This window comes from Bacillus sp. 1021, assembly GCF_014534735.1.
Taxonomy (GTDB): Bacteria; Bacillota; Bacilli; order Bacillales; family Bacillaceae; genus Bacillus; species Bacillus siamensis.
This window is the reverse complement of sequence record NZ_JACVSR010000001.1, coordinates 532,751-552,364: the sequence shown is the minus strand read 5'-3', so window position 1 is coordinate 552,364 and position 19,614 is coordinate 532,751. Positions and strand designations below refer to the sequence as shown.

At 45.1% G+C, this 19,614-nt stretch carries 22 protein-coding genes and 1 pseudogene; 9 read left to right on the top strand and 14 right to left on the bottom strand.

Annotated features, from left to right (window positions below; genetic code table 11):
- The first annotated feature begins 18 nt into the window (after positions 1 to 18).
- Positions 19 to 636 carry a hypothetical protein gene (locus ICW23_RS03030; RefSeq protein ID WP_045927172.1) on the top strand — a complete coding sequence of 206 codons (618 nt, stop codon included), beginning with the start codon at positions 19 to 21 and terminating at the stop codon, positions 634 to 636.
- A gap of 37 nt (positions 637 to 673) precedes the next feature.
- Here the strand turns inward: ICW23_RS03030 and ICW23_RS03025 are convergent, their stop codons facing one another.
- Both ICW23_RS03025 and ICW23_RS19150 read right to left on the bottom strand, forming a co-directional pair.
- Positions 674 to 967, bottom strand: coding sequence for an anti-sigma factor family protein (locus ICW23_RS03025; RefSeq protein ID WP_045927171.1), 294 nt, complete (start codon positions 965 to 967; stop codon positions 674 to 676).
- A pseudogene (locus ICW23_RS19150) lies at positions 964 to 1,283 on the bottom strand (sigma-70 family RNA polymerase sigma factor); the annotation flags it as partial. The gene ICW23_RS03025 and the pseudogene ICW23_RS19150, both read right to left, overlap by 4 nt.
- Positions 1,284 to 1,653: 370 nt before the next feature.
- Between ICW23_RS19150 and ICW23_RS03015 the strand changes: the two are divergent.
- Positions 1,654 to 3,219 (top strand): M4 family metallopeptidase, encoded by a 1,566-nt coding sequence (locus tag ICW23_RS03015; protein WP_188154019.1) that lies wholly within the window; start codon positions 1,654 to 1,656, stop codon positions 3,217 to 3,219.
- Between the two features lie 49 nt (positions 3,220 to 3,268).
- Here ICW23_RS03015 and ICW23_RS03010 read toward each other — a convergent pair whose 3' ends face one another.
- From ICW23_RS03010 to ICW23_RS03000, 3 genes are all read right to left on the bottom strand, one after another.
- Positions 3,269 to 3,721: a GNAT family N-acetyltransferase gene (locus ICW23_RS03010; RefSeq protein WP_188154018.1), complete on the bottom strand. Its 453-nt coding sequence runs from the start codon at positions 3,719 to 3,721 to the stop codon at positions 3,269 to 3,271.
- Positions 3,708 to 4,505, bottom strand: a complete 798-nt coding sequence (gene suhB / locus ICW23_RS03005; RefSeq protein ID WP_016936254.1) for an inositol-1-monophosphatase — start codon at positions 4,503 to 4,505, stop codon at positions 3,708 to 3,710. Before suhB ends, ICW23_RS03010 begins: the two co-directional genes overlap by 14 nt.
- Before the next feature lie 133 nt (positions 4,506 to 4,638).
- Positions 4,639 to 4,827, bottom strand: coding sequence for a hypothetical protein (locus ICW23_RS03000; protein WP_003154513.1), 189 nt, complete (start codon positions 4,825 to 4,827; stop codon positions 4,639 to 4,641).
- Between the two features lie 238 nt (positions 4,828 to 5,065).
- Between ICW23_RS03000 and ICW23_RS02995 the strand changes: the two genes are divergently transcribed.
- On the top strand, positions 5,066 to 5,698 hold the full coding sequence (locus ICW23_RS02995) for a DUF1054 domain-containing protein (protein ID WP_188154017.1): 633 nt from the start codon (positions 5,066 to 5,068) through the stop codon (positions 5,696 to 5,698).
- A 35-nt stretch (positions 5,699 to 5,733) separates the two neighbouring features.
- On the opposite strand, the gene ICW23_RS02990 is transcribed toward ICW23_RS02995, so the two are convergent.
- Positions 5,734 to 6,000 (bottom strand): UPF0223 family protein, encoded by a 267-nt coding sequence (locus tag ICW23_RS02990; protein WP_016936256.1) that lies wholly within the window; start codon positions 5,998 to 6,000, stop codon positions 5,734 to 5,736.
- Positions 6,001 to 6,179: 179 nt separating this feature from the next.
- Between ICW23_RS02990 and ICW23_RS02985 the strand changes: the two genes are divergently transcribed.
- On the top strand, positions 6,180 to 7,652 hold the full coding sequence (locus tag ICW23_RS02985) for an aminotransferase class I/II-fold pyridoxal phosphate-dependent enzyme (protein ID WP_045926937.1): 1,473 nt from the start codon (positions 6,180 to 6,182) through the stop codon (positions 7,650 to 7,652).
- A 47-nt stretch (positions 7,653 to 7,699) separates the two neighbouring features.
- Here the strand turns inward: ICW23_RS02985 and ICW23_RS02980 are convergent, their stop codons facing one another.
- Both ICW23_RS02980 and ICW23_RS02975 read right to left on the bottom strand, forming a co-directional pair.
- Positions 7,700 to 7,819 carry a GapA-binding peptide SR1P gene (locus ICW23_RS02980; protein ID WP_076982563.1) on the bottom strand — a complete coding sequence of 40 codons (120 nt, stop codon included), beginning with the start codon at positions 7,817 to 7,819 and terminating at the stop codon, positions 7,700 to 7,702.
- 113 nt (positions 7,820 to 7,932) lie between these two features.
- On the bottom strand, positions 7,933 to 8,727 hold the full coding sequence (locus ICW23_RS02975; protein WP_016936258.1) for a polysaccharide deacetylase family protein: 795 nt from the start codon (positions 8,725 to 8,727) through the stop codon (positions 7,933 to 7,935).
- Positions 8,728 to 8,975: 248 nt separating this feature from the next.
- Here ICW23_RS02975 and ICW23_RS02970 point away from each other — a divergent pair, with 248 nt between their 5' ends.
- A complete protein-coding gene (locus ICW23_RS02970) occupies positions 8,976 to 9,350 on the top strand; it encodes a hypothetical protein (RefSeq protein WP_016936259.1) in 375 nt (124 codons plus the stop codon).
- Between the two features lie 49 nt (positions 9,351 to 9,399).
- On the opposite strand, the gene lpdA is transcribed toward ICW23_RS02970, so the two are convergent.
- The 5 genes from lpdA to ICW23_RS02945 all read right to left on the bottom strand — a co-directional run bounded on the left by lpdA (position 9,400) and on the right by ICW23_RS02945 (position 15,452).
- Complete coding sequence (lpdA, locus tag ICW23_RS02965; RefSeq protein ID WP_016936260.1) at positions 9,400 to 10,812, bottom strand: dihydrolipoyl dehydrogenase; 1,413 nt, start codon at positions 10,810 to 10,812, stop codon at positions 9,400 to 9,402.
- 4 nt (positions 10,813 to 10,816) lie between these two features.
- Complete coding sequence (gene pdhC, locus ICW23_RS02960) at positions 10,817 to 12,142, bottom strand: pyruvate dehydrogenase complex dihydrolipoyllysine-residue acetyltransferase (RefSeq protein ID WP_016936261.1); 1,326 nt, start codon at positions 12,140 to 12,142, stop codon at positions 10,817 to 10,819.
- Positions 12,143 to 12,266: 124 nt separating this feature from the next.
- Entirely contained in the window at positions 12,267 to 13,244 is a 978-nt protein-coding gene (gene pdhB, locus ICW23_RS02955; protein ID WP_016936262.1) for a pyruvate dehydrogenase complex E1 component subunit beta, read from the bottom strand.
- A gap of 3 nt (positions 13,245 to 13,247) precedes the next feature.
- A complete protein-coding gene (gene pdhA, locus ICW23_RS02950; RefSeq protein ID WP_013352119.1) occupies positions 13,248 to 14,363 on the bottom strand; it encodes a pyruvate dehydrogenase (acetyl-transferring) E1 component subunit alpha in 1,116 nt (371 codons plus the stop codon).
- 420 nt (positions 14,364 to 14,783) lie between these two features.
- The gene (locus ICW23_RS02945; RefSeq protein ID WP_016936263.1) at positions 14,784 to 15,452 is read right to left on the bottom strand and encodes a YkyA family protein; all 669 of its coding nucleotides are present in this window, start codon (positions 15,450 to 15,452) and stop codon (positions 14,784 to 14,786) included.
- Between the two features lie 246 nt (positions 15,453 to 15,698).
- Here ICW23_RS02945 and ICW23_RS02940 point away from each other — a divergent pair, with 246 nt between their 5' ends.
- Together ICW23_RS02940 and def are read left to right on the top strand one after the other, a co-directional pair.
- Positions 15,699 to 15,872 carry a YjcZ family sporulation protein gene (locus ICW23_RS02940; RefSeq protein WP_003154542.1) on the top strand — a complete coding sequence of 58 codons (174 nt, stop codon included), beginning with the start codon at positions 15,699 to 15,701 and terminating at the stop codon, positions 15,870 to 15,872.
- A gap of 112 nt (positions 15,873 to 15,984) precedes the next feature.
- Positions 15,985 to 16,539, top strand: a complete 555-nt coding sequence (def, locus tag ICW23_RS02935; protein WP_016936264.1) for a peptide deformylase — start codon at positions 15,985 to 15,987, stop codon at positions 16,537 to 16,539.
- 34 nt (positions 16,540 to 16,573) lie between these two features.
- On the opposite strand, the gene ICW23_RS02930 is transcribed toward def, so the two are convergent.
- Positions 16,574 to 17,347 carry a Cof-type HAD-IIB family hydrolase gene (locus ICW23_RS02930; protein ID WP_188154016.1) on the bottom strand — a complete coding sequence of 258 codons (774 nt, stop codon included), beginning with the start codon at positions 17,345 to 17,347 and terminating at the stop codon, positions 16,574 to 16,576.
- Between the two features lie 354 nt (positions 17,348 to 17,701).
- Between ICW23_RS02930 and ICW23_RS02925 the strand changes: the two genes are divergently transcribed.
- Positions 17,702 to 17,911, top strand: a complete 210-nt coding sequence (locus tag ICW23_RS02925; RefSeq protein WP_016936266.1) for a DNA-dependent RNA polymerase subunit epsilon — start codon at positions 17,702 to 17,704, stop codon at positions 17,909 to 17,911.
- 5 nt (positions 17,912 to 17,916) lie between these two features.
- Positions 17,917 to 19,584, top strand: a complete 1,668-nt coding sequence (gene rnjA, locus ICW23_RS02920) for a ribonuclease J1 (RefSeq protein WP_029575210.1) — start codon at positions 17,917 to 17,919, stop codon at positions 19,582 to 19,584.
- Positions 19,585 to 19,614: the final 30 nt, after the last annotated feature.

The window sequence follows — 19,614 nt, the reverse complement described above, 5'->3', positions numbered from 1 at the left end:
TGACAAGGAGAGAACAAAATGAAAACATCTTTTTTGAAGAAAACCGCTGTAACCGCCGCTGCAACTGCTTCAGCCGCCTTGCTTGCATTCAGTCCGCTTGAGTCTGCCGGTGCAAAAACAATTCAGGCAAATGAATCGCCTGTCTTGCAGGCTTTTGCCGAGAAAACACCGGGAGATGCGGCAAAGCTTTTAGACATCATCAGCCAGTCCATTTACGAAAAAGACGGCGTCTATTATTTTGACGGTGAAAAAGCGGTTGAATTGGGATTAGATAAAGAAGCCGCACAGACCATTCAAAAGCTGTGGGACAGCTCAACGGAATTTTTAACGGTCCTTTCCCAATGTATCGAGAAAACGGACGGCGAATATACATTTAATAAAGAAAAAGCAGTGGAGCTCGGCTTTACGGAAAAAGAAGCTCTTATCGTTGATCAGCTGTTCACCGCTTTCTCCCAGAGTCTTCATATTCTTCAATCTGCTCTGGTTGAAGAAGACGGCGTGTATACGTTTGATCAGGAGCTTGCTGAAAAAGCAGGTGCAGGTAAAAAAGAAGCGAAGCTGTGTGCCGGATTCTTTAATTCACTGCCGCAGGAATTACTTGAAAGCATTTATACAGCCTTTCACCCGGCTGAGTAAACGAAAAAAACGCCCGGTCATCCAGCCGGGCGTTTTTTTAATTCAGCAGTTTAAGCGCAAGCATGATGAGAAATACAGCTCCGAACATACAGGCGGCATTTGTCAGCAGCCTCCCGTAATATCTTTCCTGAAACCGCCTCTCCTCGTCTTCATAACCGTCTGGCGCCTTCATCTCAGCTTCGCCAAAGTCAAGCGGCTCCTTCATCATATGATATACCCTTTTGCACTCACCGCATGTATCAAGATGGCGGGAAATATACCGCTCTGTTTCTGTTTCACAATCGCCTTCAATATATAAAGGGAGTAAATCTCTCACTAAACAGCAAGTCATATGTGTCCGTCCTTCCTTTTTTCCGCCAAATGCTGTTTCAGCTGCATTCTCGCCCTGTATAAGGTGCTCTTCACCTTCGGCAGGCTCCAACCCAAAATATCAGCAATCTCTTCGTATGACAGCTCTTGAAATTCCCTTAAAATTAAAACGGTCTGCTGATCATTTTTCAGGCGCTGATCTGCCCGGCCAGCGCGTTCTTTGTGTCTGTCCGGTCAACGTAATGCTCCGGCAGTTCATATATTGTTTGCTGAAGCCCTTCATTCAAGGTGATATCTGAAAATTGGTATTTTCTGTCCCGTCTGTACCAATTGATGAAGAAATATCTGTCGAAATGCTGAATAAAATGACTGAAAATCTCTGACATCTGTAACAATCCTTTACGTTTATTAAGGCCTCACCCGTTTAGACAACCGGCATTAAAAAAAGTTTTAAAGATCCTAACATTTTTCCCCTATCATTTTTCCCGTCTTCATCTGTCATTTTTTTCAGAAGAAATCGCGTCATTCGACTCATGTCTATTCCGACACGTGCCTCTCGGCTTATCCCCTGACACCGCCTCCCAGGAGCCTGTACGGGACGATTCTATCAATTCAGCTGCGGAGTCTAGTTTTATATTGCAGAATGAGAGATTGCTGGTTTATTATAACAATATAAGTTTTCATTATTTTCAAAAAGGGGGATTTATTGTGGGTTTAGGTAAGAAATTGTCTGTTGCTGTCGCCGCTTCTTTTATAGGTTTAACGATCAGTCTGCCGGGTGTTCAGGCCGCTGAGAATCCTCAGCTTAAAGAAAACATGACAAATTTTGTGCCGAAGCATTCTTTGGTGCAATCTGAATTGCCTTCTGTCAGTGACAATGCAATCAAGCAATATTTGAAACAAAACGGCAAAGTCTTTAAAGGCAATCCTTCTGAAAGGCTGAAGCTGATTGACCAAACAACCGATGATCTCGGCTATAAACACTTCCGTTATGTGCCTGTCGTGAACGGTGTGCCTGTGAAAGACTCTCAAGTCATTATTCACGTTGATAAATCCAACAACGTCTATGCGATTAACGGTGAATTAAACAACGATGCTTCTGCCAAAACGGCAAACAGCAAAAAATTATCTGCAAATCAGGCGCTGGACCATGCTTTTAAAGCAATCGGCAAATCACCTGAAGCCGTTTCTAACGGAAACGTCGCAAACAAAAATAAAGCCGAGCTCAAAGCAGCAGCTACAAAAGACGGAAAATACCGCCTCGCCTATGATGTAACGATCCGCTATATCGAACCGGAACCTGCAAACTGGGAAGTAACCGTTGATGCAGAAACTGGGAAAATCCTGAAAAAGCAAAACAAAGTGGAACATGCGGCTGCAACCGGAACAGGTACGACTCTTAAAGGAAAAACGGTCTCATTAAATATTTCTTCTGAAAGCGGCAAATATGTGCTGCGCGATCTTTCTAAACCTACCGGAACACAAATTATTACGTACGATCTGCAAAACCGCGAGTATAACCTGCCGGGCACACTCGTATCCAGCACCACAAACCAGTTTACAACTTCTTCTCAGCGCGCTGCCGTTGATGCGCATTACAACCTCGGCAAAGTGTATGATTATTTCTATCAGAAGTTTAAACGCAACAGCTACGACAATAGAGGCGGCAAGATCGTATCCTCCGTTCATTACGGCAGCAGATACAATAACGCAGCCTGGATCGGCGACCAAATGATTTACGGAGACGGTGACGGTTCATTCTTCTCGCCTCTTTCCGGTTCAATGGACGTAACGGCCCATGAAATGACACATGGCGTTACACAGGAAACAGCCAACCTGAACTATGAAAATCAGCCGGGCGCTTTAAATGAATCCTTCTCTGATGTATTCGGGTACTTCAACGATACTGAGGACTGGGATATCGGTGAAGATATTACGGTCAGCCAGCCGGCTCTCCGCAGCTTATCAAATCCGACAAAATACGGACAGCCTGACAACTACAAAAATTACAAAAACCTTCCGAACACTGATGCAGGCGACTACGGCGGCGTGCATACAAACAGCGGAATTCCGAACAAAGCCGCTTACAATACGATTACAAAAATCGGCGTGAACAAAGCAGAGCAGATTTACTATCGCGCCCTGACGGTATACCTCACTCCGTCATCAACCTTTAAAGATGCAAAAGCAGCTTTGATTCAATCAGCGCGGGACCTTTACGGCTCTCAGGATGCTGCAAGTGTAGAAGCGGCCTGGAATTCAGTCGGCTTGTAAACTAGAAAAGAGACCGGGTGTCCGGTCTCTTTTTTATATCTGATACATTTCACAATGGCTTTACCATGATCATATATGTCTTTTCCCGATCGTCTTTTTCAAGCTTCAGCTGTTCAAAACCGCATTTGCTTAAAAACAGCAACCATTCCTGCCTGTCCAGGGGAACGGCTGCAAACATCGCTTTATGCTCCGCTCTCAGCCGGCCGGCAATCTCTTCAATGACCGCCCGACCGATGCCTTTCTCTTTTGCCTCTGGAGCGACGGCCACAGTCCCGAGCCACGGTTTTCCGTTTGAGGGCGCCCATTCTAAGTGAAAGCTGACGGCGGCAGGAGCGCCGTCAAGCTCCCATATGAGCCACGTTCCATTGTACATGGAGTATGCAAGCATAAACTCCGCCCCATTTTTTGTTCCGAATTCTTCGGCTCTCCACACCGGGTGTGCCGCCGCCAGCTGCTCCAGAAATTCCAGATCTTCTTCTTCAAACTCCCTATCTGTCAGCATGTAAATAGTCGTCAAAGATGATTTTATGTATCGCCGGATTTCCCGCAAGCACGCTGTGGTTATCTAAAAACGTAAACGGTTCGCCGTCTGTTGTCGTGTAAATGCCGCCGACTTCGTTCAGCAGCACGCAGCCGGCAGCGTAATCCCACGGCGCGAGCCTCATTGTGATGTATGCGTCAATGCGGCCGGCCGCAACACTGGCCAGCTCAAGTGCCGCCGAGCCGTAGGAACGCGTTCCTCTTACCCGTTTTACGAGCGGCGCCAAAATACTCGGGTCGATTCTTCTGTTTTCCGTCACCCATGTGGCATTGATTGCAATAATCGATTCTTCAATAGAAACCTCTTTTAAAGGAGCAAGCGGCGTGTCGTTCAGATATGCCCCTTTTCCGCTGAATGCATGATACAGCTCGTCCTGCATCACATCATAAATTAAGCCGATTTTGCCTTTTCCGTCTTCAAAAATACCGATGGAGATTGCGAAATGCCGCTTTTGATGGACAAAATTCATCGTCCCGTCAATCGGATCAATGATCCAAACGATTCCGTCCAGGGAGCGGAGCTTATCTCCCTGCCCTTCTTCGCCGAGGATGCGGTGTCCGGGAAAAGTTCCCTGTATACGGTCAATGAAAAAGCGTTCCGTCTCTTTATCCATATTTGTGACTAAATCATTCGGATTTGATTTTGTTTCAATCGTCAAGCTTTCCTGCATGGATTGTCTGATTCTCGTTCCGGCTTCTTTTACCCATTGTTTTGCGATATCATCAATTTCCGTCCAATTTGTCATACCGTGTACCTCTTTTCTATGTATAGCTTACTCTATAGCATACTGATAAAAACAATTAAAAAGCAAGGAAAATGAAAAAAATGCCTTCTCACGTAAAAACGAACCATTTCCTGCGGTTCGTTTTTACTATTCTTTATCCGTTAAGACGAATCCATTCTTTTCTGAGACGTTCCAGTTTTCTTTTACTGAGATCGATTTGATCTTCATTCTCTTTTTGCATGGCCTCATAAAGGGTTGCCAATTCATAATCAACCTCTAGTCTCCAGACAGCTACACGGTTATTTTTTTCCTCCCTGAATCCTTCCTTCACCACTTGCCTCATTGTCTTTCGCCCCTTCCAGAGATCATTTGTTAAAAAAGCATCCCATTTTCCAATTCATTATTAATGATACTTCTTATATCCTATGGAAACTTATATTCGGCTGTAACAACATTCTTAAAATTGTGTGTTTACCTATTCATTTTTTACCACCACTCCTCTCCACTCAAACGTTCTCAATGTTTTTGCGGCCGGCAGGGGCTGTGGTAAAATATGAATACTTACGATAAGGAGGAAAAAGATGACTCAGATGCGTTTTACAAAAGAAGACTTTGACACATTTACAATAGAAGGATTAGATCCGCGCATGGAGGTGTTAAAAGAACAAGTGCGTCCGAAGCTGTCTCTTTTAGGAGAACATTTCGCACCGACATTGTCGGCATTAACCGGAGATGAAATGTTCCCTCATGTCGCCAAGCACGCGAGAAGATCTGTCAACCCGCCGGCTGACAGCTGGGTTGCCTTTGCAAACAGCAAACGCGGCTATAAGAAGCTCCCCCACTTCCAGATCGGACTATGGGATACCCATATGTTTGTATGGTTTGCCATCATTTATGAGTCTCCGATAAAAGAGGAATACGGCAGATTGCTGGAAGCGAAGCAGGAGGAAATCACAAAACAGATTCCCGGTCATTTTGTATGGTCGCCGGATCATACGAAGCCAGGTGCGTACAAGCAGTCGGAGATGGATCGGGAACAGCTGAAAACACTATTTGAACGTCTGCAGACCGTAAAGAAAGCAGAGCTTTTGTGCGGCATTCAGCTGCAAAAAGAAGACGTGATCAACATGAACAACAATGAATTCCTGCAAACCATTGAAGATACTTTTAAGAAGCTTTCCTTTTTATACACGCTGACTCAGAAAGTCTCATAACATAAAAAAGCGGGCCGGTTTCCGGCTCGCTTTGTTTACATTTTGATAACCGCTTGATCTGATTGTTTCGCCTCTTTCACAGTCCGATACGGGGAATAGCTGCTGTCCGCTTCAAATTGGCTGCAGATTTTCTTTTCCTCCGCCTTTCCGGGAACGATTTCTTTAAAGCGGCGGTACGCATCCAGAAGTCTGTTGCGGTCAGTTCCTTTTTCATAGGCGTTTTCCACCTGCTGAAAAAACGCAATGACATCCACGGCCTCCTCTGTCGTCCAGTCTTCATTCATCGGATATTGATATTCCAAATGTCTTCACTCCTTTATAATCATGCTCAAAATAAGCATCTTCCATAGATCATAAATTGTTCTTTACTTTCTTTCAAGTTCATAATATAATTCATTTGTTTTACGTTTAAAAAACGGGTAATCATACTGAATGTAATACAAACTAATCCGTAGGTATTATGATAAAGGTGGGAAAACAATTGCCGCAACATGAAACACCCCTGTACAGCGGACTGAAAAAGCACGCGGACAGACAGCCTGTCCAATTCCACATTCCGGGCCATAAAAAAGGCGCGGGAATGGATCCGGAATTCAGACAATTTATCGGAGAAAACGCGTTAAGCATAGATTTAATTAATATTGAACCTTTGGATGATTTACATGCGCCAAAGGGCATCATTAAAGAAGCGCAGGACCTGGCCGCAGAAGCATTCGGCGCAGACCACACCTTCTTTTCCGTACAAGGGACGAGCGGCGCCATTATGACGATGGTCATGGCCGTATGCGGACCCGGAGATAAAATCATCATCCCAAGAAACGTTCATAAATCCATTATGACGGCCATTGTATTTTCCGGAGCGGTGCCGATTTTTATACACCCGGAAATTGACGATGAGCTCGGGATTTCTCACGGCATCACGCTTGAGTCTGCCGAGCGGGCTTTGACTGAGCACCCTGACGCAAAAGGTCTGCTTGTCATCAATCCGACGTATTTCGGTGTGGCGGCTGACCTGAGCAGCATCGTCAAGCTCGCGCATTCTTTCAATGTGCCTGTTCTTGTCGATGAAGCGCACGGCGTGCATATTCATTTTCATGATAAGCTTCCTTTGTCCGCCATGCAGGCGGGCGCTGATATGGCAGCCACAAGCGTGCACAAATTAGGCGGCTCTCTGACGCAGAGCTCCATTTTAAATGTGAGAGAAGGCCTTGTGTCCAAAGAAAGAGTGCAGTCGATTTTAAGCATGCTGACGACAACATCAACATCCTATCTGCTTCTCGCTTCACTGGATGTCGCAAGAAAGCGGCTCGCTACAGAAGGCCGCGGCCTTCTTGAAGATACGATTCTGCTGGCAAATCAGACACGGGAACGCCTCAATCAAATTGAAGGCATCCGCTGTGTCGGCGAAGAAATCACAGGATCTAAGGCCGCCTTCAGTTATGATCCGACTAAATTAATCATTTCGGTCAAAAACCTCGGCCTGACCGGGCATGACATTGAAAAATGGTTGCGCGAATCATATAATATCGAAGTCGAGCTGTCCGATTTGTATAACATATTATGTATTTTCACTCCCGGAGACAGAGCAGGAGATGCCGACCGCCTTGTAAACGCGCTTACAGACATTTCAAAGCAGGCTGCTGCCAATGAATATGCTCATCAGCAAACGGAAGTTCTGCTTCCTGAAATTCCTCTGTTAGCGATGACGCCAAGAGACGCGTTTTACGCAAATACGGAAGTCATTCCGTTAAAAGAATCCGCAGGACGGATCATTGCAGAGTTTGTCATGGTGTATCCACCGGGAATTCCGATCTTTATTCCGGGCGAAATCATTACTGAAGAAAACATCAGCTACATTTTCAAAAACCTGGACGCCGGCCTTCCCGTGCAGGGTCCGGAAGACGCGACGCTTGAAATGATCAGAGTCATCAAAGAACAAAAAGCCATCCAATAAAGATAAAGAAGCCCGAAACGAAATCGTTTCGGGCTTTTTTACACTTTTTACTCTTCTTCAAGATGACACCGGCATTGTCCGCAGCATGTTCCGTATAACGTCGTTACCTTCTCATCCTCAAAGTAATGAATCGCTTCGTTACAGTCTTGGCAAACAATCGTACCCATCTCTCATTCCCCATTTCTCAGAATTTGAAAACGCTTAATTCTTACTTGTTGTTATTATATTATTATGTCACATTTAATATGTCAACCGATAAATTGTATAACACATTTATTTTTTACGGTCTTTTTATAGCTCGAGGATCAATCACGGTATATCCTTTAGTACGCAATCCTTTTACAATGTCCGGCATGGCTTCGGCCGTCCACTTCCGGTCATGCATCAATATGTTGGCGCCGTCCCGCAGATAAGGGCTGCTCAGCGTGATATCGGTAAGCGCTTTTTTGGATTGATATTTCTGATCCCAATCGTAGCCGAAGGTCCAGTTCATTTTCACCATACCTTCTTGTTTTATAAGTTTGTCACTGTAGTCCGTATTGCTTCCGAAAGGCGCCCTGAAAAACGCCGGTTTCTCCCCGGTTATCTTTTCAACGGCTTTATTGACGCCGATGATTTCTTCCCGTTGTTTTTGTTCGGAAAGGTCTTTTAAATTTTGATGAGTCATTGTATGATTTCCGATCATAAAGCCTAACTCATGAATATGCTGAAGCGCTTTCTTATTTTCATCTTTTTTCAAAAATTGGCCGTTCACAAAAAAGATCGCTGACGCATGGAGATCATGCAGTTTGTCCGCAATCTCAGCGGCATGCTGATCGGGTGCATCATCTATCGTTAACAATGCAATCGGTTTTTTGTCTTTCTGGTCATCCAGTTTTTCCACGGCAAAGGTTTTCGGATTGATATAGTAACGGGGCTCTGCCTTCTGTTTTTCCTCTTTTGTATGAGTGTTTTCCTGTTTAGCATGATTGACCGCAGCTTGAGAATGGGGTTGTTTATTTGTTTGCGTTTTTTCAGTTGATTGGCAGCCGACGAGCAAGCACATCCATATAACGGCGGCAGCGGCTTTATACATGACAATCCCTCCTGATATGGTTTTGCCCACAGTATAACGAAAAAACAACGCTCTCACGAAAAATAATGTGCCTTTTTTACACATCAGCTTCACAAGTTGTCACACGTATTATTTCTTCATTAAAAACGGTTTCAATTATATAACAATTAAGTAACAAGCCTTAGGTTTTTCACCTATCGTGATACACTTGATATAGTCCTTATAAATGGATGAACCAATATATTATATAAAACAGAGGAGTAAGATAGATGCGCTACCGTACGGTGATTCCCTTTTTTTTGATGCTGTTCGTTCTGTCAAGCTGTTCGGTTTCTACTGTCAGTCCGTTCAAAAATAACCGGATCGACAGCATTCATCACACTCAAATCTTGTTTTTTTCCGATGAAAATCATATAGATAAAGAAGTTCCTTACTACGATGCGATTCTTGATTTAGAAAAGAAATACCCCCATCATGTTGATCAAATGAAAGTTTATGACAACAGAAAGGGCTGGGAAGAAGAAATCAACACATTCCCGGCACTGATGGTAGTCAATCACCGGCATGTCGTCATGAAGATTGAAGGCGCGGTAAAGAAAAAAGAGGATATTATCAAGCCTATGCAGCATGTGCTTGCACAATAAAAACAGCCCTCGCTTTTAAAAGCGGGGGCTGTTCATTTTCTTGCAATGATTATTTTACGATATGGATCGGGCTTCCGATTGCCACTTCGGCAGCTTCCATTGTGATTTCGCCCAATGTCGGGTGAGCGTGAATTGTCATTGCGATATCTTCAGCAGTCATTCCGCCTTCGATCGCCAGGCTCAATTCAGAAATCATGTCAGAAGCGCTCGCGCCGGCAATTTGCGCACCGATCACAAGACCGTCTTCTTTACGAGTGATCAGCTTCATGAAGCCGTCAGTTTCGTTAAGAGACAGCGCGCGTCCGTTTGCAGCAAACGGGAACTTAGCAGCAACGACTTCAATGCCTTCTTCTTTCGCCTGTGCTTCAGTGTAACCGACAGAAGCCAGTTCAGGCTCAGAGAATACAACCGCCGGAATACCGAGGTAATCGATTTCAGCAGGCTCTCCCGCAATAGCTTCCGCAGCGATTTTACCTTCGTAAGACGCTTTGTGAGCCAATGGAGGGCCGTCAATGATGTCACCGATTGCGTAAATATTCGATACGTTTGTTCGGCACTGCTTGTCCGTTTTAATGACACCGCGGTCAGTCATTTCGATACCGACTTGCTCAAGGCCGAGCTCATCAGTGTTCGGACGGCGTCCGACAGTGATTAATACGTAATCAGCATCAACCGTTTTTTCTTCGCCTTTTACTTCGAACGTAACTGTTACGCCGTCAGGTCTTTCTTCAACGCCTTTAGCCATAGCGCTTGTATGGATTTCAACGTTGCCTTTTTTCTTCAGTCTGCGGGTAACGAGAGAACTCATTTGTTTTTCGAAGCCAGGAAGAATTTCATCTCCGCCTTCTAAAATCACCAATTCAGTTCCGAAGTTTGCATACGCTGTTCCAAGCTCGGTACCGATATATCCGCCGCCGATAACAACGAGTTTTTTCGGAATTTCTTTAAGCGCCAGTGCGCCTGTAGAGTTCAGAACACGTTCGCTATATTTGAAGTTTGGCAATTCGATAGGGCGAGAACCGGTAGCAATGATCGCGTTTTTAAATGTGTATGTTTGCGCAGAGTTCTCATCCATTACACGTACAGAGTTGCTGTCTACGAAATAAGCTTCGCCTTTTACAACGTCCACTTTATTTCCTTTTAAAAGACCTGCAACACCGCCGGTAAGCTTATTTACAACAGAAGCTTTCCATTCTTGGACTTTTGTAAAGTCAACTTTTACGTTCTCAGCAGTGATCCCCATGTCATCTGAGTGTTTTGCATTCTCGTAACGATGGCCTGCATTGATAAGCGCTTTTGAAGGAATACAGCCGACGTTCAGACAAACGCCTCCAAGAGTTGCTTTTTCAACGACTGTTACTTTTTGTCCAAGCTGAGCAGCGCGGATGGCAGCTACATAGCCGCCAGGTCCCGCACCAATCACAAGAGTATCTGTTTCAATAGGGAAATCTCCTACTACCATAACATTACGCCTCCATTAAAATAAGTTGTGGATCGTTCAGTAAACGCTTGATGTGGTTTAACGCATTTTGTGCAGTTGCTCCGTCAATCATACGGTGGTCAAAGCTGAGAGAAAGAGCTAAGACAGGAGCAGCTACAATTTCACCGTCGCGGACGATCGCCTTTTCAGCGATGCGGCCGATACCGAGAATCGCAACCTCTGGGTGGTTGATAACCGGTGTGAACCATTGGCCTCCGGCAGAACCGATATTTGTGATTGTGCAAGAAGCGCCTTTCATTTCCGCAGGTGCAAGCTTGCCTTCACGCGCTTTTGTAGCAAGGCTGTTAATTTCATCAGAGATTTCGAAAACGGCTTTACGGTCGGCATTTTTCACTACCGGCACAAGCAGGCCTTTTTCAGTATCCGCTGCAATTCCGATGTTGAAGTAATGTTTTTGGATCACTTCATCTGTTTTATCATCAATAGATGTGTTTAAAACAGGGAATTTTTTCAGAGCGGATGTTAAGGCTTTTACGACGTAAGGCAGGTAAGTCAGCTTGATGCCTTGATCAGCAGCAACTTGTTTGAACTGTTTGCGGTGAGCAACAAGATTTGTTACGTCAACTTCATCCATAAGAGTTACGTGCGGTGCAGTATGCTTAGAGTTCACCATTGCTTTAGCAATCGCTTTACGGATACCGCTCATTTTTTCGCGTGTTTCAGGGAACTCGCCTTCAGGAGCCTGAGCCGCTGCAGGTTTAGCCGTTTCCTGAGGCGCCGCTGTTTCTTGCGGTGCCGCTTCTTGAGCTCCGCCGTTTACAAAGCTGTCGATATCTTCTTTTACAACACGTCCGTTATTCCCTGAACCTGTTACTTTGCGGATATCAATGCCTTTTTCACGTGCATATTTGCGTACAGAAGGCATAGCGATCACGCGTTTGTTCGGATCAGCTTCCGCTTGGTCCTGCTGTCCTGCGCCAGTTTCTTTTGCAGGCTCTGCTGCGCGTTCTTCTTTCGCTACGTCCTGTCCTGCCTCAGCGGAAGACTGAACTTGCGCTTCAGTTTTCGCATCGCCGGATTCGTCGCTTCCTTTAAATTGAAGATCTTCGTAACCAGGTGCGTCAAACGTAATAATCGTTTGTCCAACAGTTGCAACCGTTCCCTCTTCAACTTTTAATTCTAATACTTTTCCTTTAACAGGTGAAGGAATTTCTACCACTGCTTTATCATTTTGCACTTCAGCCAGTACATCGTCTTCTTCTACCTCGTCGTTTGGCTTAACAAACCATTTTACGATTTCGCCTTCGTGGATACCTTCCCCGATATCCGGAAGTTTAAATTCAAATGCCACAGTTTTCGACCTCCTAGTTGATTAAGCAAATTTTAGTTATGCATACGCAAGCATTGAACCTTTAAAAACAGGTTTATAATAGAGGAAAAGAACGTGTGTCTTTCCCTCCTGTTATGAAGCCTGATTAAAATTCAAGAACTTTTTTCGCAGTTTCAAGAACGTCTTTATGGTTTGGAAGCCATACGCTCTCAGCTTGCGAGAAAGGAAATACTGTATCAGGCGCTGCGACACGCAGTACCGGAGCTTCCAGGCTCAGGATCGCGCGGTCATTGATTTCAGCTACAACGTTGGCGCCGACACCTGCTTGTTTTTGAGCCTCTTGCACGACAATTGCGCGGCCTGTTTTTTCAACAGAGGCGATAATCGTATCGATATCAAGCGGGCTTACAGTGCGAAGGTCGATAACTTCAGCAGAAACGCCTTCTTTTTCAAGCTCTTCAGCAGCTTTAAGCGACTCATGAACCATTGCGCCGTATGTGATGATAGAAAGGTCAGCACCTTCGCGTTTCACGTCAGCTTTTCCAAGCTCAATTGTGTATTCTTCCTCAGGAACTTCCTGACGGAAAGAACGGTAAAGTTTCATATGTTCTAAGAAAACGACTGGGTCGTTGTCACGGATTGCAGAAATTAAAAGTCCTTTTGCGTCATACGGAGTAGACGGAATAACGACTTTAATACCCGGCTGCTGAGCCACAAGGCCTTCTAAGCTGTCAGCGTGAAGTTCAGGAGTGTGAACCCCGCCGCCGAATGGAGAACGGATTGTCACCGGAGAACTCCAGCGGCCGCCTGAACGGTAGCGCATACGGGCCATTTGGCCTGAAACTGAATCCATTACCTCATATACGAATCCGAAGAATTGGATTTCCATAACCGGACGGAAACCGTTTAACCCTAAACCAAGAGCGAGACCGCCGATACCGGATTCAGCAAGCGGCGTATCAAATACACGGTCTTCACCGAATTCTTTTTGCAATCCTTCAGTCGCACGGAATACGCCGCCGTTAACACCAACGTCTTCTCCGAAAACTAAGACATTTTCGTCATTTTTCAGTTCTGTGCGTAACGCATCCGTGATTGCTTGAATCATTGTCATTTGCGCCATGGCTTACTTCGACTCCTTCTGTGTATAAGTTTCTAATTGCTCTTTTAGGTTGTAAGGCAATTCTTCGTGCATGATTTTGATTAAATCAGTCACTTTTTGCTTCGGTTCAGCATCTGCTTTTTTGATGGCCTGCTTAATTTCTTCTTTTGCAGCCTCAATTACTTTGCTTTCTTCTTCTTCAGACCACAGGCCTTTGTTTTCAAGGAAAGCGCGGAAACGGACGAGCGGATCTTTCTGCTCCCATTCGTTTTCGATTTCTTTCGTGCGGTATTTAGTCGGATCGTCACCGGCCATTGTATGCGGACCGTAACGGAACGTAAGTGTTTCGATCAGTGTCGGGCCTTCGCCGTTAATTGCGCGTTCGCGCGCTTCAGCAGTTGCAGCGTACACCGCAAGGGCATCCATACCGTCAACCTGAACGCCGACAATACCTGCTGCGGCCGCTTTTTGAGCGATTGTTTGAGCCGCTGATTGTTTTTCAACAGGAGTTGAAATCGCATAGCGGTTATTTTGCACTACGAAGATTGCTGGCGCTTTGTAAGCTCCGGCAAAGTTGATTCCTTCGTAGAAGTCCCCTTGAGAGGCGCCGCCGTCACCTGTGTATGTGATAGCTACGGCTTTTTTACCCCGTTTTTTAAGACCGAGCGCTACACCGGCAGTTTGGATGTATTGAGCACCGATAATGATTTGCGGAGAAAGGGCGTTCACATCATCTGGCATTTGGTTTCCGCGGAAGTGTCCGCGGGAGAATAAGAACGCTTGGTAAAGCGGCAGACCGTGCCAGATTAATTGAGGCACATCGCGGTAGCCCGGAAGAACGAAATCTTCTTTTTCAAGCGCGAAATGCGTTGCGATTTGTGAAGCTTCCTGGCCGGCAGTAGGAGCGTAGAAACCGAGACGTCCCTGACGGTTTAATGAGATAGAGCGCTGATCAAGCACGCGTGTGTATACCATGCGGCGCATAAGCTCTTTTAATTGATCATCTGTTAAATCAGGCATCGCCGCTTCATTCACGACTTCTCCCTTTTCATTTAAAATTTGGAACGTTTCGAACTGCTTCTTAATGGCATCAAATTGCTTCTTACTGTCAACGATTGTTTTTTTCGTTTTTGCAGCCATACTAAAGTCACCTCTTCCTTTCTTTTAAACAGTCATTAGACGTGCATTCCTGTATACATACAAACTTAGGATACCCTAAAGTATTAGCAGCAAGTCGTATATATTTAGCCTATCCCCAGTTTGCCGAAACCTTTATGTAGGATCATCACTATCTGATCTGAACTGTATTATTTCGGAGTTGTAAAAGACTGATACAACACCGCTTAACATGGATAAGTTTACACTAAATAAAGAAGACCCGTCAATCGTTTTAAATGTTGATTTTAAATAAATGTATTCGCTTTATATTTTTCCGGCGGGACAAGCTGTTCATCCGCCGAAACTGTACTAGTATACATACATCTGCTGTACTACAATAGAATTCAGAATCCTTTTTTCCGCATAAAAAAAGGGCCGGGCATCCGGCACCTTTCATCGTTTTCAGCTTTCATTGACATGAAAGCCGGCCTCTTTATACAGCTCTTCTCTGGCCTGATTATACTCTTTCGTCTGCTTGTTAAACGCTCCGCCCCGCTTTAATACCTTTTTGTAGGAATCGTTCACTTTGCCGATCTTCTTGTCGAGGTCTTCTGCAGTCAGGTCTTTTTTCTTAATGGCGCTGTACAATTCTTTATCATATTGAATGGCTTTCATATAGTCTTTATAGAGTCCGCCGTATAAATCATAGCGTTTTTCCATATGTGAGGCTGCTGCTTGCGCCTTTTTCTTAATGGACCGGTCTTTAATCGATCCGGCTGTTTGTGTGACGGTTTCAAATTCTTTTTTCGAACTGTCCATGCTGTCTTTTTCCGTTTTCAGATGCTGCTTGCGCTGTTCCGCGTTTTTAAGGGCCTCATCCGAAAGTGAGACGATTTTTTCGTAATCATTCATATTCAGCTGAATGACTTCGTTATACAGCTCATCTTCCTTTTTCTCTAATTTTTCTAATGTTTTCTGCTCTTTTTGAAACGGTTTTTCCGCCTGTACGGCTTTTTCCATCGAATCATGAATTGTTTCAACCGGGTCTTTCTCCCCGCAGCCTGCAAGCAGCATACTTGCGGCGGCGAGCGCTCCGATTCCCGCCAGCATCTTTTTTTGTAACATATTCACTTAAAATCCCCCAATCTTGACAATTTCCACTATAGAAGCCAGAACGCCTTTTGACAATAGCTGAGCTGTAATTGGTATTCCCGGAATTTTTGGGCAAAGACATTTATAGCTTCGCCAGAGCGTACTTGCGTAAAAAATTGAGAAAACAGGGCGGATGACCATACATCTTTTTGGCTTTTACATAGTTTATAGTAGACGCCGGCCCTGCTGAAAAGGGTCAGCGTAATTCAAAGAGGAGGTTTTTTTATGTACGGATATGGATTTGGCGGCGGATTTGGCGGCGGTTGTTGCGGCGGATACGGTTATGGCGGATACGGATACGGCTGCGGAGGCGGTTACGGCCGCACATTCGCATTAATCGTCGTATTGTTTATCTTATTAATCATCGTCGGTGCCGCTTATTTAGGCTGCGGCTGCTGACCTTATACACTATGAACATCGGCCGGCCTGCTATGGCCGGCCAATTGTTTCGTTGCGCCGCGATAAGGAAGTTCGCTATAATTTACATATTAAGCTTTAGGAGTGAAGTTTCTTGATTACTATGGAAAATATTGTCCGCGACGGACATCCCGTGCTCAGAGAGATCGCTGAAGAGGTCCGGCTTCCCGCTTCTGACGAAGAAAAACAGCAACTTGCTGATATGATTGAGTTTGTGAAAAACAGCCAAAATCCTGAATTAGCCGAGAAATACAACCTTCGTCCCGGAGTCGGTCTTGCCGCTCCTCAAATAAACGTAAAAAAACGGATGATCGCCGTTCATGCTGAAGATGCGAAAGGCACTTTATACAGCTATGCCCTTTTCAACCCTAAAATCGTCAGCCACTCAGTAGAAAAAAGCTACTTGACGAGCGGAGAAGGCTGCCTGTCAGTAGACGAACCCATTCCCGGCTATGTGCCGCGCTACGCACGCATCCGAGTAAAGGCGACGACGCTTGAAGGGGAACAGATTGACATCCGCCTCAAAGGTTTTCCGGCCATCGTGTTTCAGCATGAGATCGACCATTTGAACGGTGTGATGTTTTACGATCATATCGATCAAGAAAATCCGTTAAAAGAACCTGAAAACGCCATTGCTATTGACCGTTAAAAAGAACCGGCACTTCTTTAAGTGCCGGTTTTCTTCATTTCAAAAGCCCCAGTTCTTTGACAGCCCAGCTGATTCCCTCTTCATCCACCGGCTTTGTGACGAAATCAGCGGCAGCCTTTAATTCCGGAACTGCATTTCCCATCGCCACCCCGGTGCCGACAAAACGGATCATCTCAAGATCATTTAGTCCGTCGCCGAAGGCATAAGTGTCGCTTATGCTGTACGGAAGGCGCTCAAGCACTCTTTTAATGCCTTCCGCTTTTGAACCGCCCTTCGGAAGCACATCCGTTGACAGTTCATGCCAGCGGACATAATCAAACTCCGGAAAAGCGGCGTATGCTTTTTCTTCATGTCCGCGGCAGAATAAAAGCAGCTGATAAATATCTTTTCCTTTATAAAATGTTTCATCAACTTCGGGATAAGACGCTTTCAGACTGCCGATTCCTTCCGAGACGTGCGGATGTCCCGGAACGGTCGTTTTCATCGTATCTTCCGCCATGAATACGACTGGGTGCTCCCCTTCTTCTGCCTGCTTTAATAAACGCGCGACCGCATCTTCCGGCAGCGGATTTTTATAAATCACATCGCCTTCAAACACGACAAACTGGCCGTTGTATGAAATAAATGATTCAATCTCAAGCTCTTCCAGAATCGGTTTTACCATAAACGGAGACCGCCCGCTGGCGATAAAAACGTGATGGCCGGCCTCTTGAAGCGCCGCCACGGCGTTTCTTGCGCTATCGGGGATATGTTTATCATGATCATAGATCGTGCCGTCAATATCAAAAAAGATCAGTTTTGGTTTCATGTCAATTTCTCCTTTATCCCGTTTATCAGTCGTGTCCTGTTCAATCTCATCATACAGAAAGTTTTTCTTCCGGCAAACAGCCTTGACGAAATTCCAATTTTACCCACGAAAACAAATCCGGTTTTGCCGCATACTACTGCTATAAAGGGCTTTAAAGGAGGTATATGATGCTGCGCCGGTTACGGAAGAAACTCAGAAGACAGTGGGGCGGAATGCTCCGGAAAAAAGTCATCGCGTAGAAGGGATCTTTCGGTTTTTGAAAGTCCCTTTTTTGCTCGAGACTTTCCTTATAATCCGTTTTCGAATATAATAGAATAAGCGAGTCTAACATACGGCATTTAAGGAGAGATTTGGATGATTTATAAGGTATTTTATCAAAAGAAGGCTGACGAAGTACCTGTACGGGAAAATACAGATTCACTTTACATTGAGGGCGTTTCAGAACGGGACGTCAGAACAAAACTGAAAGATAAGAAATACAACATTGAATTTGTTCAGCCTGTGGACGGTGCTTTTTTAGAATATGAGAAGCAGAGCGAAAATTTTAAAGTATTGGAGTTATGAGCGGAATGAAATTTGTAAAAAATGACCAGACTGCCGTTTTTGCCCTCGGCGGATTGGGCGAGATCGGGAAAAATACGTACGGGGTGCAGTTTCAGGATGAGATTGTACTGATTGATGCGGGAATTAAGTTTCCTGAAGATGAACTTCTCGGCATTGATTACGTAATCCCCGATTACACATATTTAGTAAAAAACGAAGACAAAATTAAAGGTCTGTTTATCACCCACGGTCACGAAGACCATATCGGCGGTATTCCGTACCTGCTCAGACAAGTAAATATTCCCGTTTACGGCGGTAAACTCGCGATCGGCTTACTTCGGAATAAACTTGAAGAGCACGGACTGTTAAGACAGACAAAATTAAACATCATCGGTGAAGACGACATTGTTAAGTTCCGGAAGACGTCTGTATCCTTCTTCAGAACGACACACAGCATTCCGGATTCATACGGAATCGTCGTCAAAACACCGCCGGGCAATATCGTACATACCGGAGACTTTAAGTTCGATTTCACACCGGTAGGCGAACCGGCAAACTTGACAAAGATGGCCGAAATCGGGAAAGAAGGCGTTCTGTGCCTGCTTTCTGACAGCACGAACAGTGAGGTGCCCGATTTCACCATGTCAGAACGCCGTGTAGGCGAAAGCATTCACGATATTTTCCGAAAAGTGGACGGCAGAATTATATTTGCGACATTCGCTTCGAACATACACCGTCTTCAGCAAGTGATTGAAGCTGCCGTTTTAAACGGCAGAAAAGTTGCCGTATTCGGACGCAGTATGGAATCGGCTATTGAAATTGGACAGACTCTCGGTTACATCAGCTGCCCTAAAAATACGTTTATTGAGCATAACGAAATCAACCGTATACCTGCCAATAAAGTAACGATTTTATGTACGGGCAGCCAGGGTGAACCGATGGCGGCGCTATCACGCATCGCTAACGGCACGCACCGTCAGATATCCATTAATCCCGGAGATACGGTTGTCTTTTCTTCTTCTCCGATTCCCGGAAACACAATCAGCGTAAGCCGCACCATCAACCAGTTGTACCGTGCGGGCGCAGAAGTCATTCACGGTTCGCTGAATGACATCCATACATCTGGACACGGCGGACAGGAAGAACAAAAATTAATGCTCCGTCTGATTAAACCGAAGTTCTTCATGCCGATTCACGGGGAATACAGAATGCAGAAAATGCACGTCAAACTCGCGACTGATTGCGGCATTCCTGAAGAAAACTGCTTTATTATGGACAATGGCGAAGTGCTGGCGCTCAAAGGCGAAGAAGCCGCTGTGGCAGGCAAAATCCCGTCCGGTTCCGTGTACATTGACGGAAGCGGAATCGGTGACATCGGCAATATCGTGCTCCGCGACCGCCGCATTCTTTCAGAAGAAGGCCTTGTTATCGTTGTTGTCAGCATCAACATGGACGACTTTAAAGTATCGGCAGGACCTGATTTAATTTCAAGAGGTTTTGTATACATGAGAGAATCTGGTGATTTAATCAACGACGCACAGCAGCTCATTTCGAACCATCTTGAGAAAGTAATGGATCGGAAAACAACGCAGTGGTCCGAAATTAAAAACGAAATTACCGACACGCTCGCTCCGTTCCTATATGAAAAAACAAAACGCCGTCCGATGATCCTTCCGATCATTATGGAGGTCTAAAAAAAAACTGCACTCATCATGAGTGCAGTT

Excerpts from the sequence above, each read along its gene's own strand:
- ICW23_RS02925 (WP_016936266.1), top strand. The coding sequence starts at position 17,702 with ATGATTTATAAGGTATTTTATCAAAAGAAGGCTGACGAAGTACCTGTA.
- ICW23_RS03000 (WP_003154513.1), bottom strand. The coding sequence starts at position 4,827 with ATGAGGCAAGTGGTGAAGGAAGGATTCAGGGAGGAAAAAAATAACCGT.
- ICW23_RS03010 (WP_188154018.1), bottom strand. The coding sequence starts at position 3,721 with ATGCTGACAGATAGGGAGTTTGAAGAAGAAGATCTGGAATTTCTGGAG.
- ICW23_RS02995 (WP_188154017.1), top strand. The coding sequence starts at position 5,066 with ATGACTCAGATGCGTTTTACAAAAGAAGACTTTGACACATTTACAATA.
- ICW23_RS03030 (WP_045927172.1), top strand. The coding sequence starts at position 19 with ATGAAAACATCTTTTTTGAAGAAAACCGCTGTAACCGCCGCTGCAACT.
- ICW23_RS02970 (WP_016936259.1), top strand. The coding sequence starts at position 8,976 with ATGCGCTACCGTACGGTGATTCCCTTTTTTTTGATGCTGTTCGTTCTG.
- pdhB (WP_016936262.1), bottom strand. The coding sequence starts at position 13,244 with ATGGCGCAAATGACAATGATTCAAGCAATCACGGATGCGTTACGCACA.
- lpdA (WP_016936260.1), bottom strand. The coding sequence starts at position 10,812 with ATGGTAGTAGGAGATTTCCCTATTGAAACAGATACTCTTGTGATTGGT.
- suhB (WP_016936254.1), bottom strand. The coding sequence starts at position 4,505 with ATGACAAATTGGACGGAAATTGATGATATCGCAAAACAATGGGTAAAA.
- rnjA (WP_029575210.1), top strand. The coding sequence starts at position 17,917 with ATGAAATTTGTAAAAAATGACCAGACTGCCGTTTTTGCCCTCGGCGGA.
- ICW23_RS02975 (WP_016936258.1), bottom strand. The coding sequence starts at position 8,727 with ATGTATAAAGCCGCTGCCGCCGTTATATGGATGTGCTTGCTCGTCGGC.
- ICW23_RS03025 (WP_045927171.1), bottom strand. The coding sequence starts at position 967 with ATGACTTGCTGTTTAGTGAGAGATTTACTCCCTTTATATATTGAAGGC.
- ICW23_RS02980 (WP_076982563.1), bottom strand. The coding sequence starts at position 7,819 with ATGGGTACGATTGTTTGCCAAGACTGTAACGAAGCGATTCATTACTTT.
- ICW23_RS02930 (WP_188154016.1), bottom strand. The coding sequence starts at position 17,347 with ATGAAACCAAAACTGATCTTTTTTGATATTGACGGCACGATCTATGAT.
- ICW23_RS02940 (WP_003154542.1), top strand. The coding sequence starts at position 15,699 with ATGTACGGATATGGATTTGGCGGCGGATTTGGCGGCGGTTGTTGCGGC.
- pdhA (WP_013352119.1), bottom strand. The coding sequence starts at position 14,363 with ATGGCTGCAAAAACGAAAAAAACAATCGTTGACAGTAAGAAGCAATTT.